Below are 12,939 nucleotides of genomic sequence, written 5' to 3' on the forward strand. Positions count from 1 at the left end.
CTCAAATTCTTCTACTTTGAGTCCAGTCAAGCTTTGAAACACATGAGGTTTATTGTGGATAGCGCCGTAGCTCAACATCGTAAACACCTCGGTCTTCGAGCAACAACCCTTCACTTCTAAACTACTCTATTTCCGATTAAGTCTATTATGCGTTCCCGATCGCTTCTATAGCAGTCTTGAGCCAATCAATGTAAGTTTGTTCTCTGCGGATCGCTAATTCTAGTCCGAGCCGTTGCAGAATCTGCTCGCGGCTCGCAGAGCGATCGCTCAGGGTTGGCAAGTCAATACTTTCACACTCAGCTAGCTTTTGGCGGCGTCCAGTTAGTTGCTGTTCTAACAGTTGAAGGATAGCTTCATCGGGTAACTGCGCCGCAAAATGCAACTGCACGAGTAAGGGATCTCGCACGGTTGGCAAGGGCTGAGGACATTGCAGCCATCGGATTAATTCGGCTTGTCCTGCCTCAGTCACGCTGTAAACTTTGCGATTTGGGCGATCGCTCTGAATTTCTACAGTACAGGTAATCCAACCTTGCCCAACCAGTTTATCGAGGGTTCTGTAGATTTGTGCTTGGTCTGCGGGCCACAAGTGAGCAATACATCGATCGAAGCAGCTCGTTTTCAGGTCGTAACCCGTCCTCTCTTCTTGCTGAAGTAAACCCAGAATTGCGTGTGCCAGAGACATAGACGGTTTTCCGAAGAATAAAGTAGTGGAAGCTCTATTGGTCACTTACAATCTTATGTTAATATATGAGTAATCACATATAGGAGCAATCGAAGTAAATGAGACGAATGATGGTTTGCTCCGATGTTGGTTCTGATAAAGAACCTAACGGCTTGGTCTTGAGTTGAACTAGGCACCAGCTTCTTGCCGACTGGGGTTGATGACCCAATTTAGATAGACTTTCATACTCTGCAAGTGCTGGTTATCCGCATATTCTTCGCCAGGGTTCTTATTAAACTGATAACTAAGGCATCAAGGAGACAGTTGATGACGACTCAAATACGAACGATGCGAACGGTTGCAGGCATCATTAACAGTGTCGAAACGCTGGAGGGTGAAGGGATGCTTGTACGCCGCCCCTTTCCCAAAAGCACCTTTTCAGACTTCGACCCTTTCCTCCTCCTTGATGAATTAGGGCCGGTTGATTTTGAGCCGGGTCAAGCAAAAGGAGCGCCGGATCATCCCCATCGGGGCTTTGAGACGGTTTCCTATGTCCTTGAGGGGCGCTTGGAACACAAAGATTCACAGGGTCATGCAGGACAGTTGGGTGCTGGTGATGTGCAGTGGATGACAGCAGGAGCGGGTGTTGTCCATTCAGAAATGCCAGAGCGGGAATTTGCTCGGACTGGTGGACGGCTTCACGGACTGCAACTTTGGGTCAATCTGCCTCGGCGGGACAAGATGATGAAACCTCGTTATCAGGAAATCTCGGCGGAGCAAATTCCCACTGCTCAGACTGATGATGGCTTGGTAAGGGTAAAAGCGATCGCTGGAGAAGCGCTGGGAGTGAAGTCAGCGATCGCAACGCAGACTCCGATAATGTACCTGCACTTCACGCTCCAACCGGGCGCAACGGTGGTTCAGCCGGTGCCAAAAGAATACAATGCTTTTACATATCTGCTAGATGGAGAAGGTTTGTTTGGTGCAGACAAGGAACGTGCAGGAGATGGGCAGATGGTGTTGTTTGCACAAGATGGTGGGGAAGTAGCGATCGCCAATCCATCAGATGCGCGATCGCCATTGGACGTGTTGCTCATTGCTGGCGTACCGCTAAACGAGCCAGTTGTCCGCTACGGGCCATTCGTAATGAATACCGAAGCAGAAATTGTTCAAGCAATTGAAGATTATCGTAACGGGAGGATGGGTTCCATTGACTTCTAACACACTGCTACAACGAATACATCAACATCAATATCTGCGCGATCTGCGGAACAAATTGTTGCACCTCCACCGGGTGTTGCTTGACACAGAACGCATCACTTACGAACAGGTGCGCGGACGGGTATCCAACACAGAACTCCTGAAACTCGTGATTGAGCACGAACAATTTGCGTGGCTGCATCGCCTTTCTGAGCTGGTTGTGCAAATTGATGAAATGCTCTCTAGCGATGAACCTGTATCGCTGGATGATATCCAAAATCTGATTACCAATGCCCGCACGCTGCTGACGCCGTCAGAGCTAGGCAATGAATTTGCCCGGAAATACTACAATGCTTTCCAACGCGAACCGGGCGTTGTGTTGGCACACGCATCGGTATCAGAGCTGCTTGCATCTGCTAAATAAGGACAAGTGAAGGAAAAGCACCGCAATTTACCTTGCGGTGCTTTTCTATGGGTACGGAAATCTTTGAGAGTCCTTTAGTGCAAGCAACGATCTAGGCTTCATCTAAGAAGAGTGCGATCGCGCTTAGCAGCTTTCGGCATCTCTTCAGACAGGCGCTGGGCTTTGCCCAATCACACTTACCGTTACAGAACAGAAAATACAGAACCGAAAATCTGCTTTCGCTGAATCGCTGCTTCAGGTTTCCAGCGTTTTACATTTGCTAAATGCAGCCGAGCAAGTTAGTCTAGCAAGAGTAGAATAAAACTACATGAATTTATATTAAAAATATGAGGGACTAGTGCCTCGACTGCATTTGCAGTAATGTAGGCTCTCTCAGTAATTATTGTTATAAAAACGCTCAGTAATCTTCTTAAATAAAGTTGAAGTTTATCCTATAACTTTTGCATAAACTCAATTTAACCTAAATCAAATCTATGACTTTGTTAGTATAAACGATATCTAGTATTTGTGTGGCTCTCGACTCAACAAATTGGGGATATGCCTAAAGGTACAGACAATTTATTAAAATAAACTTTATAGTTGTTAACAAGAGACAAAAAACTAGGTAAAAAACTTGGCTAATATCGTTGATACCGCCGTTCAGGCTGGTTCATTTAACACCCTAGTTGCTGCCGTCAAAGCTGCTGGTTTGGTTGATACACTACAAGGCGCTGGTCCCTTCACTGTGTTTGCGCCTACTGATGAAGCTTTCGCTAAACTTCCCGCAGGTACAGTAGATTCTTTGCTTCAAGATATTCCGAAGCTTAAGCAAATCCTGACCTATCATGTCGTTTCCGGCAAAGTGATGGCAGCTGACGTAGTTAAGCTGAAGTCAGCTACTACAGTTCAGGGTTCAGATGTGAAAATTGATGCTTCCAATGGTGGCGTCAAAGTGAATGATGCAACAGTTGCAACAGCGGATGTTGCTGCTGATAATGGTGTCATCCACGTCATTGACACAGTATTGCTTCCTGCGTAAGTAACGCAAGAAATAGTGAATACTCTGTGTGGGGCAGCGATTATTTATAATCGCTGCCCCACAACTATTTAAATGTGTTTTCCCTATGGGAAAGTTGCGAGTACATTTCTCAAGCGATCTTAGGGTTAATATGCGATCGCGTTGCCCTGACTTGTCAATTCGCATAGCTTACTATAAGCTAGCCGTTCAGCTTATCACCCATGACGATATAGGTAGTGTTAAGGAAATAAACTTAGACGAATCCATAGCTGCCGCGCCGTTACTTGTGCTTGACTATTTATTTCTAAACAAGCAATTGTTACTCTTGCAATGGGCGTTTTTCCCACAAGCGTTCCAGAATCGCTGTCTACTTGGAAATGGTCGTCCCATTGGTCTTGCCTTGGGTTAAACAGACGAACTTCCGTACCGGATTCAGGATCGATTCCACTGATGCGAGTTCCTTTCCGAAGATTGCAGGAGCGACAAGCGAGAGCTAAATTGAATTCAGCATCAGCGCCGCCTCGGTAAAGAGGGACAATATGTTCGACTTCAAACGGGAAGTTGAAAACTAGCTCTGGAGCATAACAATATTCACATCGATGAGCAGCGTGATCAGCGACTAGAGTATAGAAAGGGTTTATTGACTCAGTTGTTGCACCAAAGCTGCTGTTCGGGCTGTGGCTGCTTTTAATTCAGCTTCAACAAGTTTATCTAGCTCTGCTTGTTGTTCTGGAGGTAGCACCTGTCCTTCATCGCGTGCTGTTCGCCACAAACTCATCAACTCTGATAAACGCTGTTGCTCCCCAGCACTAAAAAACCAGTCAGGACGAAAACTCTGGATAAGCAGTAACGTACCCGATTCGCTACCTTCTAACTGAGCAGTTAACGCATCGAGCGCTTCACCTGCGGTTTTACCTGTTGATTGCTTATCACCTGCGTTCGCGGAGCGTGCGCCAAGCGCAATCGCTCGATAAAGCCTCTCGCCATTGGCATCAGATACTGGCAAGATAGCGACTGTAGTCATGTCTTTACCTGAGAGCCTTTTGTCCAATTATAGTTGGAGCAAGATTACCGCAACTGCCTAAACTCAAACTATAACGACAGGCGATCGCGCTTCTACGTGCAGCCAAAATTTAGCAAAGATGCGATCGCGTACAGCCCTTTGGGCATGAAAACAGCGAAGCGAGGCGTTAGCCTCGCGCTGAAAGAGTCAGTTCGCGCAAGTTTGTTCGAGGATGCGATCGCGTTTATCGGATCGCTGCCATTCAGCACCTAGCCGATCGTCATGGCTTTGACTGGCGTTGGACAATAGCGGTGACGATGCCGATGCCGAATGCTCCGAGGATCGCAAAGCCTAAGAGTAACTGACTGCCTTCAAAGATTCCAGCGCCAGCAGCGACCCAAAGCGGTTTGGCAATCAGAATGCTGACGATAAGGGCTAAGAAATAGCTTTGCCAACGCATTGTAGTCATTCCGGCAGCATAAGCGACAAAATCAAACAGTCCGGTCATCAAAAGACCCGTCATCAGGAAAAAGTTGCCTTCTAAATGTTGTTGAGCGAGGCGATCGACTTTTTCCATAAATTGCTGACCGACAAATCGCTCTACTAAACCTCGTCCGTAACGACGAGCAATATAGAAATTGAACGTACAGGAGGCTAAATCTGCCAACGCAACGACTAGCAATCCTTGAGTGAACCCAAAAAGACCTCCTGCTAAAATCGCGTAAGCAGTACCTGGAAGCACTGGCACGATGATACTGGTAAAGCGCAGCCCAAACACAATCGCGGGTGCCCAGATGCCAAACTGCTCCACCTGTTCTCGAACTTGCTCAATCCCATATTTGTTGAGCAGCCAGATTGCTAAAGTAATGAGAACTCCAATCGCAAACCAGCGCAGAATTTTTATCCAGTTGTATTTCATGCGGCTCAACTACTCGAAACCTATTTGGTATGGTTGCATGAAATTGATGGCACCGTGATGGAGCGATCGCGTTGCGCTGACAAGTCAGTTCGCGCAAGTTTATTTGTAGGTTGCGATCGCAAGTGCGGGTGATGAATGCGATCGCTGTTGAAGGGAACTGAGAAGTCATGCTGAGTGTCATACAGGTTAAAGCATGGCACGCTCCAATCTTTTTTCTTTTATTAATAGAAACCGACCATGAAGACTCTGCTACTCGCCTGTGTATTCGCTTCTCTTTTGGCGTCTAATCCCTTGAATGTGTCCTCAACGAACACGCCTTCTCAAGCAGACTGGTTTCGTTTCATTGCTCAACCACGTACGTCAGGGCAAGCGTTAGAACGTCCTTTGGTGAGTGCAAAAGGTGGCGCGGGAAGTATTGTAATTCGTGCAGACCTATCTGCATCAGATCCTTGCCAAAAGCTCAGCGGTGCGGCGGAACGCAAAGGCAAGAAAGTAACAGTGCGTGTTACTATCCGTCAACCTGAGGGTGGATGTATCGCTACAATCGGCAATTTTCGCTATGAAGCTACTCTTAACAAGCTTACCCCTGGCAAGTACCAGGTTGAAGTAATCCACGATTATGTGAATAATGGTTGGCCAAGTGGAACAGTATTCAAGCGTAAGGTGAGCGTAAGATAAGACAGGAAATCTTCTACCAAGAGCGATCGCGTTGCGCTGACAAGTCAGTTCGCGCAAGTTTGTTTGAGGTTGCGATCGCAAGTGCGGGTGATGAATGCGATCGCTGTTGAAGGGAACTGAGAAGTGATGCTGAGTGTCATACAGGTTAAAGCATCGCACGCTCCCATCTTTTTCCTTTTATTAATAGCAACCGACCATGAAGACTCTGCTACTCGCCAGTGTATTCGCTTCTTTTTTGGCGTCCAATCCCTTAAATGTGTCCTCAACGAACACCCCTTCTCAAGCTGACTGGTTTCGTTTCATTGCTCAACCACGTACGTCAGGGCAAGCGTTAGAACGTCCTTTGGTGAGTGCAAAAGGTGGCGCGGGAAGTATTGTAATTCGTGCAGACCTATCTGCATCAGATCCTTGCCAGAAGCTCAGCGGTGCGGCGGAACGCAAAGGCAAGAAAGTAACAGTGCGCGTTACCATCCGTCCACCTGAGACTGGTGGATGTATCCTCATGGTCGGCAATTTCCGCTATGAAGCGAATCTTAACAAGCTTACCCCTGGCAAGTACCAAGTTGAAGTAATCCACGAATACCCGAATAGTGGTTGGTTAAGTGAGACGGTATTCAAGCGTCAGGTGAGCGTAAGATAAGACAGGAAATCTTCTACCAAGAGCGATCGCGCAAGTTTGTGCGAGGATGCGATCGCACTGATTTCTGCTTGCAACTAAAATTTAGCAAGGATGAGATCGCGTTGCGCTGACAAGTCAGTTCGCGTAGCGTACCATAAGCTAGTCATGCGGCTTGTGACCGATTAAGTCATGCCTCAACGAGATGCGATCCATAACATCATCAGGCAAGCTCTCATCAAAGAGGGTTGGGAAATTACGGACGATCCCTATGTCATATCCTATGGTGAGCGATTTCTGTTTATCGACTTAGCAGCAAGTTTAGATGCCGTAAGCGGTATTGCAGGGCGATTTATTGGTGCGAAACGCGGTAGTAGTCGAATTGCAGTTGAGATTAAGGAATTTCGAGGCAACTCAGCAATTGCTGATTTGGAGCAAGCGATTGGTCAATATGTTCTTTATCGACTTCTACTTGAACAGGTCGATCCAGATCGTGAATTGTATCTCGCTATTGCAGACACAACTTTTGACGGGATTTTCAGCGAAGCGATTGGTGAGTTGGTGAGGCGTGAGTTACCGATGAAATTGCTTATTGTAGATGTAGCGGCGCAAGAGGTGAAGCAATGGATACCACCACTCAAGAACGGGACATTGTAAAGCAAGTAATTCAACGATACGCCCAGTTCAAACCTTCTCACGGCGATATTCGGCTCGACACGGTATTTGACGACACGCAAAACCGCTATGCACTGATGCAAGTGGGTTGGGATAGAGGACGAAGAGTTAGGGGAAATTTGATTTATGTGACTCTGCGTGAGGGTAAGGTTTGGGTGGAGTATGACGGGATGGAACAGGGAATCACCAAAGACTTAATCGCCGCAGGCATTCCAAGAGAGCGACTTGTTCTAGCATTTCTCTCTGAAGAGCAAACCGCTGCAACGGCTTAAACTCAAAGTATGACGAGCTTGTGATCGCGCTTCTACGTGTAGCCAAAATTTTGCAAGGATGCGATCGCACTGATTCAAAACTTGAGTGAAAAATGCAATACATTAAAGCCTTTATCCCTCCAAAGCGCTATTTTCTTAGAGTCGTCTGTCCAAATCTCTAGATTTGTTAGTTCTTTAAGAGGGCTGATATCTTGTACCTGGTTTCGCTCAAAAATAATCTTTGTAACTGAGTCACGGCAGTCACTCCTCTATGAAAATCCTTAGATTTGTTAATTCTTTAAGAGGAGTGATATCTTGTACCTGAGTTTCGCTCAAATACAATTCTTGTAACTGAGCCAGCCTAGTCAAAGCAGTGATATCTTGTACCTGGGTTTCCATCAAATCCAATGTTTGTAACTGAGCCAGCGCACTCAAAGCAGTGATATCTTGTACCTGAGTTTCGCTCAAATATAATCTTTGTAACTGAGTCAGCGCACTCAAAGCAGTAATATCTTGTACCTGAGTTTCCATCAAATCCAATGTTTGTAACTGAGTAAGCGCACTCAAAGCAGTGATATCTTGTACCTGAGTTCTGCTCAAAGACAAGTCTTGTAATTGAGTCAGCGCACTCAAAGCAGTGATATCTTGTACCTGAGTTTCCATCAAATCCAATGTTTGTAACTGAGTCAGCGCACTCAAAGCAGTGATATCTTGTACCTGGGTTCCGCTCAAATATAATCTTTGTAACTGAGTCAGCCCACTCAAAACAGTGATATCTTGTACCTGAGTTTGGGTCAAAAACAATGTTTGTAGCTGAGTCAGGGCACTCAAAGCAGTAATATTTTGTACCTGAGTTTGGCTCAAAAACAATTTTTGTAACTGAGTCAGCGCACTCAAAGCAGTAATATTTTGTACCTGGGTTCCGCTCAAAGACAATGTTTCTAACTGAGTCAGCGCAGTCAGAGGAGTGATATCTTGTACCTGGGTTCCACTCAAAGACAATTTTTGTAACTGAGTCAGCGCAGTCAGAAGAGTGATATCTTGTACCTGGGTTCCACTCACAGACAATGTTTGTAACTGAGTCAGCGCAGTCACAGGAGTGATATCTTGTATCTGAGTTTCGCTCAAATCCAATTCTTGTAACTGAGTCAGTGCAGTCAAAGGAGTGATATCTTGTACCTGAGTTTCGCTCAAATCCAATTCCTGTAACTGAGTCAGCGCAGTCAGAGGAGTGATATCTTGTACCTGGGTTCCGCTCAAATTCAATGTTTTTAGACGTGATAGAACATCACGAACGTAGGCATCGCGGTCAAAGTAGTCCCAGCCTCCTCCCAATAGGCGACCGACCCAAGATTCATCCTTCTGTGAATCAAACTTTGCCTCTGCATAGGCTACTAGCTTTTGCATAGCGGTACTGCTCCCAATGCGGGTCAGTGCTGCAATACAATTGCAGGCTTCTTCAGCAGAAAATTGCGGCTCGTACTCTAACAAAGGAACAATCGCATCCCCTGCTCTGGCAACCATTGCAATCTCATCCTCATCTTCTGGCGGCAACAATACCTTTGCATTGTCCAGTACCTCCTGCCGGATATTATGATCGACTTCTACAACAGTTTCCAGGCAGGCAACGGCTAGCAAATGCAGATAGTGTTTTTTGTCTGGATCTGCATTACCTTTCTCGATTAATGCTTTAAGCAATTTCTCTTTCTCTTTAGGACGACCCAACCCCGCCGCCGCGATAATGGCTTCACGCCACTGGTCATCCGTCGCCCGCTGCAATAGCAAATCAAGACTATCGTCTTCCAGTGCTGCCTTCGCTGCCAGATACTCTTGGAACGTGCGATGAGCAAAATCAATTTGTCCCATTACGGGTTCTCGTAACAGCCCCGATCGATCGACAAACAGAGATCGGATTTGCTCTCCGGTCACGGCTTGTGGCAGACTCATCAGTTTCAAACGTCGATCAAAATGAGCATCCACTCGGTCTATTTCAATATCAGAGCGATTGTTTTCCATAAACCAGAAGGCAAGGCTTTGAATAAATGCCATCTTCTGGTCTTCATTCAACCCAGTTGGGTAAGTTTCATCCAAGGGGATTTTGCGTCCCTCATCCCGACGGTTCAACAGCATATCAATACACTCTCGATAGAGCTGAAGCCTTGAGCTGGGAAGGGCTTCACGTCTTTCGTGATGCAACGCGCAAATCATCGCACACAGAAGCGGAGTAGATGCCAGTCGCCTCAATTCCGCACGCTGGCGCAACCGACGCTTCAAATTGTCAGCAATTTGCATTGGATCGTCTTGCTGAGTATTAGATGAACTGTTACTGTTAAGCGCACGATGCCAACGAGTCACAAACTCTTCAACATTTTTGGAACTCATCGGTTCCAGCGTAAGATTCTTAAAATTTTCATTCTTGACCCAATCTTCCCATTCTTGCCATTCCTCACCCTGTAAACTCTTTAGACCTGAAGGACGAGAGGTCACGATATACGTTGCATCAGAAAAATCTCTTACCAAATCTTGGAGAGCTTCAAAAAAAGCTTGCCGTTGCTGGCTGGGCAACTCATCCACACCGTCAATTAAAACTAATGCGTGTCCGCGATCGAGATATTTATGTGCCCAGCCTTGGGGCATGGTTGCTGCAAAATTACGAGCAATCAGTTTAGGGAACTCTTCCGGTGTGGGAAACCCTTCGTCAACCAAACTTCGCAGCCGAATGAAAAAAGGAATCTTGTAATTCCAATGTTGCAACTTTTCAGGGAAATTTCGACTGGCGGCACGTACCGCAAGCCACTGAAGCAACGTACTTTTTCCCGCACCCGCACCTCCCCGGATCACCAGCCTGCGACAATTGCAAATCACCTCATCAACTCGGCGCGATCGATTTACTGCTTCCCGTCCCACCCCTATATCATCAATCAACGTCACAGGGGAACAGTCTGGTTCATCGTCTCCACTCACAGATAGCGTAATATATGCCATGCTAAGACTCTGCTTATGCGTCAACTTGTCCATGCGCGGCAGCCCAAACACCTCAAGGCGATCGAGTTCACTGATAACCGTTTTGCAATAACGCTCCACAAACTCGTCTGCGGCTTGTAACGCTTGTTCCCGCTGAGTTTTCAAATCATTCAAAACCTCGTCAAGCCGCTGTAGAGTTGTGGCAGCAAAGCTGAGTGAGAACTTTTCTAATTTAGGTGCAGCTTCAATCAAACTTTGGCTTGCGACTAATAGGGCTTGCTCATACAAAGCCTTCTCATCCCTAGAAAAATCTCGGCTTATTTTGGGATTTGCTTTCAGCAGATGTTGATAAAGCTGCTGTGCATCCAAATTCATTCCTACAAGTGCATCAGGCGATAAACCACCCTTGAATAGAGTTTCAGCAACTCCTAGCAAAACTGCCTCTCGACTATTTGTTGGCAGATTCTTCGCTTCTTGCTCAAACAGAGGACGTATCTGGGTTTGGAGTTCGCCTGCTATCTGCCCTATCTTCTGCTCCAACTTGCGCCTATTTCCCAAATCAGAAATTCCATTGGCGGCAGCATCAAACCCTTGCTCTAATACTTTCTTTGTCAAAGTTGACTCAATACCAGCGGCATCTAGAAGTGTTTTTGCCACAGCAGGAACCAAAATTTTCAGTGCAACAAGGGAAAAAGACATAAAATTGCTGTCCACTCGATAAAAAACCAACCTTGCTTTTCTCTATCAACATAGCAACTGCCTCAGCAAGCGATCGCACACTCTGGATGTAGAGGATGAACAGTGAGAGCGATCGCTCAAGATTGAAACTGGGACAATAACCAAACATTCAGTTTGTCATAATTTATTTACCGACTTAGCCAAAAGGTCTATCCCAATAGTTTAATTTGCGAACCTACAAACAATGATTATGCAAGCTGAAGATAAAAAAATTTACACAGATGAAGAATATCTTGAGTTTGAGGTTAACTCAGAAGAACGGCATGAATATATCAATGGGGAAATTGCCCTGATGACTGGCGGAACCCCTAATCACAACAAAATTGCTGGCAACTTCTATGCTGCGTTAAATTTTGCGCTCAAGCGCCAGCCCTATGACGTTTTCTTTACAGACCAACGGCTCTGGATTCCTAGAAAACGCATCTATACTTATCCTGATGTCATGGTAGTTCAGGGTGAGTTGCAATTACAAGAAGGACGGCGAGACACCATTACTAACCCCTTAATGATTGCTGAAGTGTTGTCAACATCCACTAGAAGCTATGACAAAGACGCAAAATTTACCGCCTATCGTACCATTCCCAGTTTTCAAGAATATATCTTAATTGACCAATACACGATGCACATTGAGCAATACTTCAAAACCGAGCAAAAACGCTGGACATTTACTGAGTATGACGATGCCAATGAAATAGTATCTCTAAACTCCCTTTCTTTTCAAATATCGCTGGCAGATATATATGACAAAATTGAGTTTGAGTCAGTAGAAGTAAGCCCCTGAAGATATTATTGCCGAATCGCTTAGGAAGTAGAAACAAACCAGTCGAGAAGTTTTCGAGCAATGCTTAGTTTAGGAGGAATCAGCGGTAGATTGTCTTTACTAAACCAAGCAGCATCCTCCAATTCTTGCGGATCGATGACGATATCGCCACCGGAATAGATAGCTGTGAATCCAATCATTAGCGAGTTCGGAAAAGGCCAAGGTTGCGAACCAAAATAGCGAATATCCTTAACTTCAATCCCAACTTCCTCTCGGACTTCGCGCACGATTGTTTCTTCGAGTGATTCTCCCGATTCGACAAATCCAGCAATCAAACCGTACATTCCGGCGGGAAACCGAGAAGCGCGAGCTAACAATATCTCTTCACCACGCGAGATGAGTACAATCACCGCAGGCGAGAGGCGAGGATAATTGACTAATCCACACTTAGGACAACGCTTGGCACGTTCGTTGGGTAATTGGGTTGTGGGAGCCGCACACTGTCCGCAATACTGATGGGTGCGATCCCATTCCATAATCTGAATCGCACGACTGCTGAGCGCATACAAGTCTTCATCTAAAGTGCCGTACAATTCGCGCAGTCCTTGCAAAGTCACCCCATCAGCTATCACCGCATCTTTCGACAGTTCCGCCGAGTAACAAGGTTTATCGTCTAGCGTGCCGAGAAATTGCGATCGCACGGGCACCAAGCCAATCTCTGCCAAACTGATGAGGGTGGGAATTGTGCTGAGTGTCCCTTCCCGTCGAACCAACAGCTGATTCCCGACAAAGGCGAACCACCACGCAGGTTCAGATTGTACTGGAGGTGGAGCAATGCCAGGGATGAAAGTTCGATACATATCCGAGTAGAGTGCGATCGCGTAGCCTGCCGGAGGCAGTCGCCTTCATCGTATCATTGCGATCGCCTACAGCATCATACAAAAAGCCGCCCGATCGGGGCGGGACTTTATACCCAGTTTTCGATAATACGATGTGTAATTCGTAGCCGTGCGGGGCAAGTTTTAGCCAAAAAACGCTAAAAAGCCCAAGGGC

Annotated in this window: 16 protein-coding genes; 9 read left to right on the top strand and 7 right to left on the bottom strand. The window is 46.2% G+C overall.

From position 1 onward, the window contains the following. Nucleotides 1–145 precede the first annotated feature (145 nt). Nucleotides 146–682: a PadR family transcriptional regulator gene (locus NC996_RS24960; RefSeq protein ID WP_190412515.1), complete on the bottom strand. Its 537-nt coding sequence runs from the start codon at nucleotides 680–682 to the stop codon at nucleotides 146–148. Between the two features lie 306 nt (nucleotides 683–988). Between NC996_RS24960 and NC996_RS24965 the strand changes: the two genes are divergently transcribed. From NC996_RS24965 to NC996_RS24975, 3 genes are all read left to right on the top strand, one after another. Next, the gene (locus NC996_RS24965) at nucleotides 989–1,882 is read left to right on the top strand and encodes a pirin family protein (RefSeq protein WP_190683483.1); all 894 of its coding nucleotides are present in this window, start codon (nucleotides 989–991) and stop codon (nucleotides 1,880–1,882) included. After that, a complete protein-coding gene (locus NC996_RS24970) occupies nucleotides 1,872–2,285 on the top strand; it encodes a hypothetical protein (protein ID WP_199302948.1) in 414 nt (137 codons plus the stop codon). The genes NC996_RS24965 and NC996_RS24970 overlap by 11 nt, the downstream gene beginning before the upstream one ends. A 613-nt stretch (nucleotides 2,286–2,898) precedes the next feature. After that, the gene (locus NC996_RS24975; RefSeq protein ID WP_190444781.1) at nucleotides 2,899–3,303 is read left to right on the top strand and encodes a fasciclin domain-containing protein; all 405 of its coding nucleotides are present in this window, start codon (nucleotides 2,899–2,901) and stop codon (nucleotides 3,301–3,303) included. A 218-nt stretch (nucleotides 3,304–3,521) separates the two neighbouring features. On the opposite strand, the gene NC996_RS24980 is transcribed toward NC996_RS24975, so the two are convergent. Together NC996_RS24980 and NC996_RS24985 are read right to left on the bottom strand one after the other, a co-directional pair. Further along, on the bottom strand, nucleotides 3,522–3,974 hold the full coding sequence (locus NC996_RS24980) for an HNH endonuclease signature motif containing protein (protein ID WP_339380215.1): 453 nt from the start codon (nucleotides 3,972–3,974) through the stop codon (nucleotides 3,522–3,524). Next, a complete protein-coding gene (locus NC996_RS24985) occupies nucleotides 3,920–4,306 on the bottom strand; it encodes a hypothetical protein (RefSeq protein ID WP_190683486.1) in 387 nt (128 codons plus the stop codon). Before NC996_RS24985 ends, NC996_RS24980 begins: the two co-directional genes overlap by 55 nt. A 33-nt stretch (nucleotides 4,307–4,339) precedes the next feature. Between NC996_RS24985 and NC996_RS24990 the strand changes: the two genes are divergently transcribed. Beyond that, nucleotides 4,340–4,558, top strand: a complete 219-nt coding sequence (locus NC996_RS24990; RefSeq protein ID WP_190683489.1) for a hypothetical protein — start codon at nucleotides 4,340–4,342, stop codon at nucleotides 4,556–4,558. Nucleotides 4,559–4,565: 7 nt separating this feature from the next. Here NC996_RS24990 and NC996_RS24995 read toward each other — a convergent pair whose 3' ends face one another. Then, complete coding sequence (locus NC996_RS24995) at nucleotides 4,566–5,204, bottom strand: VTT domain-containing protein (protein ID WP_190683492.1); 639 nt, start codon at nucleotides 5,202–5,204, stop codon at nucleotides 4,566–4,568. Between the two features lie 20 nt (nucleotides 5,205–5,224). Continuing rightward, nucleotides 5,225–5,404, bottom strand: coding sequence for a hypothetical protein (locus NC996_RS25000; protein ID WP_190433062.1), 180 nt, complete (start codon nucleotides 5,402–5,404; stop codon nucleotides 5,225–5,227). A gap of 37 nt (nucleotides 5,405–5,441) precedes the next feature. Between NC996_RS25000 and NC996_RS25005 the strand changes: the two genes are divergently transcribed. The 4 genes from NC996_RS25005 to NC996_RS25020 all read left to right on the top strand — a co-directional run bounded on the left by NC996_RS25005 (nucleotide 5,442) and on the right by NC996_RS25020 (nucleotide 7,445). Continuing rightward, the gene (locus NC996_RS25005; protein WP_190683495.1) at nucleotides 5,442–5,882 is read left to right on the top strand and encodes a hypothetical protein; all 441 of its coding nucleotides are present in this window, start codon (nucleotides 5,442–5,444) and stop codon (nucleotides 5,880–5,882) included. A 196-nt stretch (nucleotides 5,883–6,078) separates the two neighbouring features. Further along, nucleotides 6,079–6,522 (top strand): hypothetical protein, encoded by a 444-nt coding sequence (locus NC996_RS25010; RefSeq protein WP_190683498.1) that lies wholly within the window; start codon nucleotides 6,079–6,081, stop codon nucleotides 6,520–6,522. A gap of 168 nt (nucleotides 6,523–6,690) precedes the next feature. Then, nucleotides 6,691–7,155: a XisH family protein gene (locus NC996_RS25015; RefSeq protein ID WP_190683501.1), complete on the top strand. Its 465-nt coding sequence runs from the start codon at nucleotides 6,691–6,693 to the stop codon at nucleotides 7,153–7,155. Further along, entirely contained in the window at nucleotides 7,122–7,445 is a 324-nt protein-coding gene (locus tag NC996_RS25020) for a XisI protein (protein WP_190683504.1), read from the top strand. Before NC996_RS25015 ends, NC996_RS25020 begins: the two co-directional genes overlap by 34 nt. A gap of 240 nt (nucleotides 7,446–7,685) precedes the next feature. On the opposite strand, the gene NC996_RS25025 is transcribed toward NC996_RS25020, so the two are convergent. Beyond that, nucleotides 7,686–11,087, bottom strand: a complete 3,402-nt coding sequence (locus tag NC996_RS25025) for a leucine-rich repeat domain-containing protein (RefSeq protein ID WP_190683507.1) — start codon at nucleotides 11,085–11,087, stop codon at nucleotides 7,686–7,688. Nucleotides 11,088–11,310: 223 nt separating this feature from the next. Here NC996_RS25025 and NC996_RS25030 point away from each other — a divergent pair, with 223 nt between their 5' ends. Further along, complete coding sequence (locus NC996_RS25030; RefSeq protein ID WP_190683509.1) at nucleotides 11,311–11,907, top strand: Uma2 family endonuclease; 597 nt, start codon at nucleotides 11,311–11,313, stop codon at nucleotides 11,905–11,907. Between the two features lie 20 nt (nucleotides 11,908–11,927). Here the strand turns inward: NC996_RS25030 and nudC are convergent, their stop codons facing one another. Further along, complete coding sequence (gene nudC, locus NC996_RS25035) at nucleotides 11,928–12,746, bottom strand: NAD(+) diphosphatase (RefSeq protein WP_190683512.1); 819 nt, start codon at nucleotides 12,744–12,746, stop codon at nucleotides 11,928–11,930. Between the last annotated feature and the right edge of the window lie 193 nt (nucleotides 12,747–12,939).

It is taken from the genome of Trichocoleus sp. ST-U2, assembly GCF_039961875.1.
In the GTDB taxonomy this organism is placed as follows: Bacteria; Cyanobacteriota; Cyanobacteriia; order Cyanobacteriales; family FACHB-T130; genus FACHB-T130.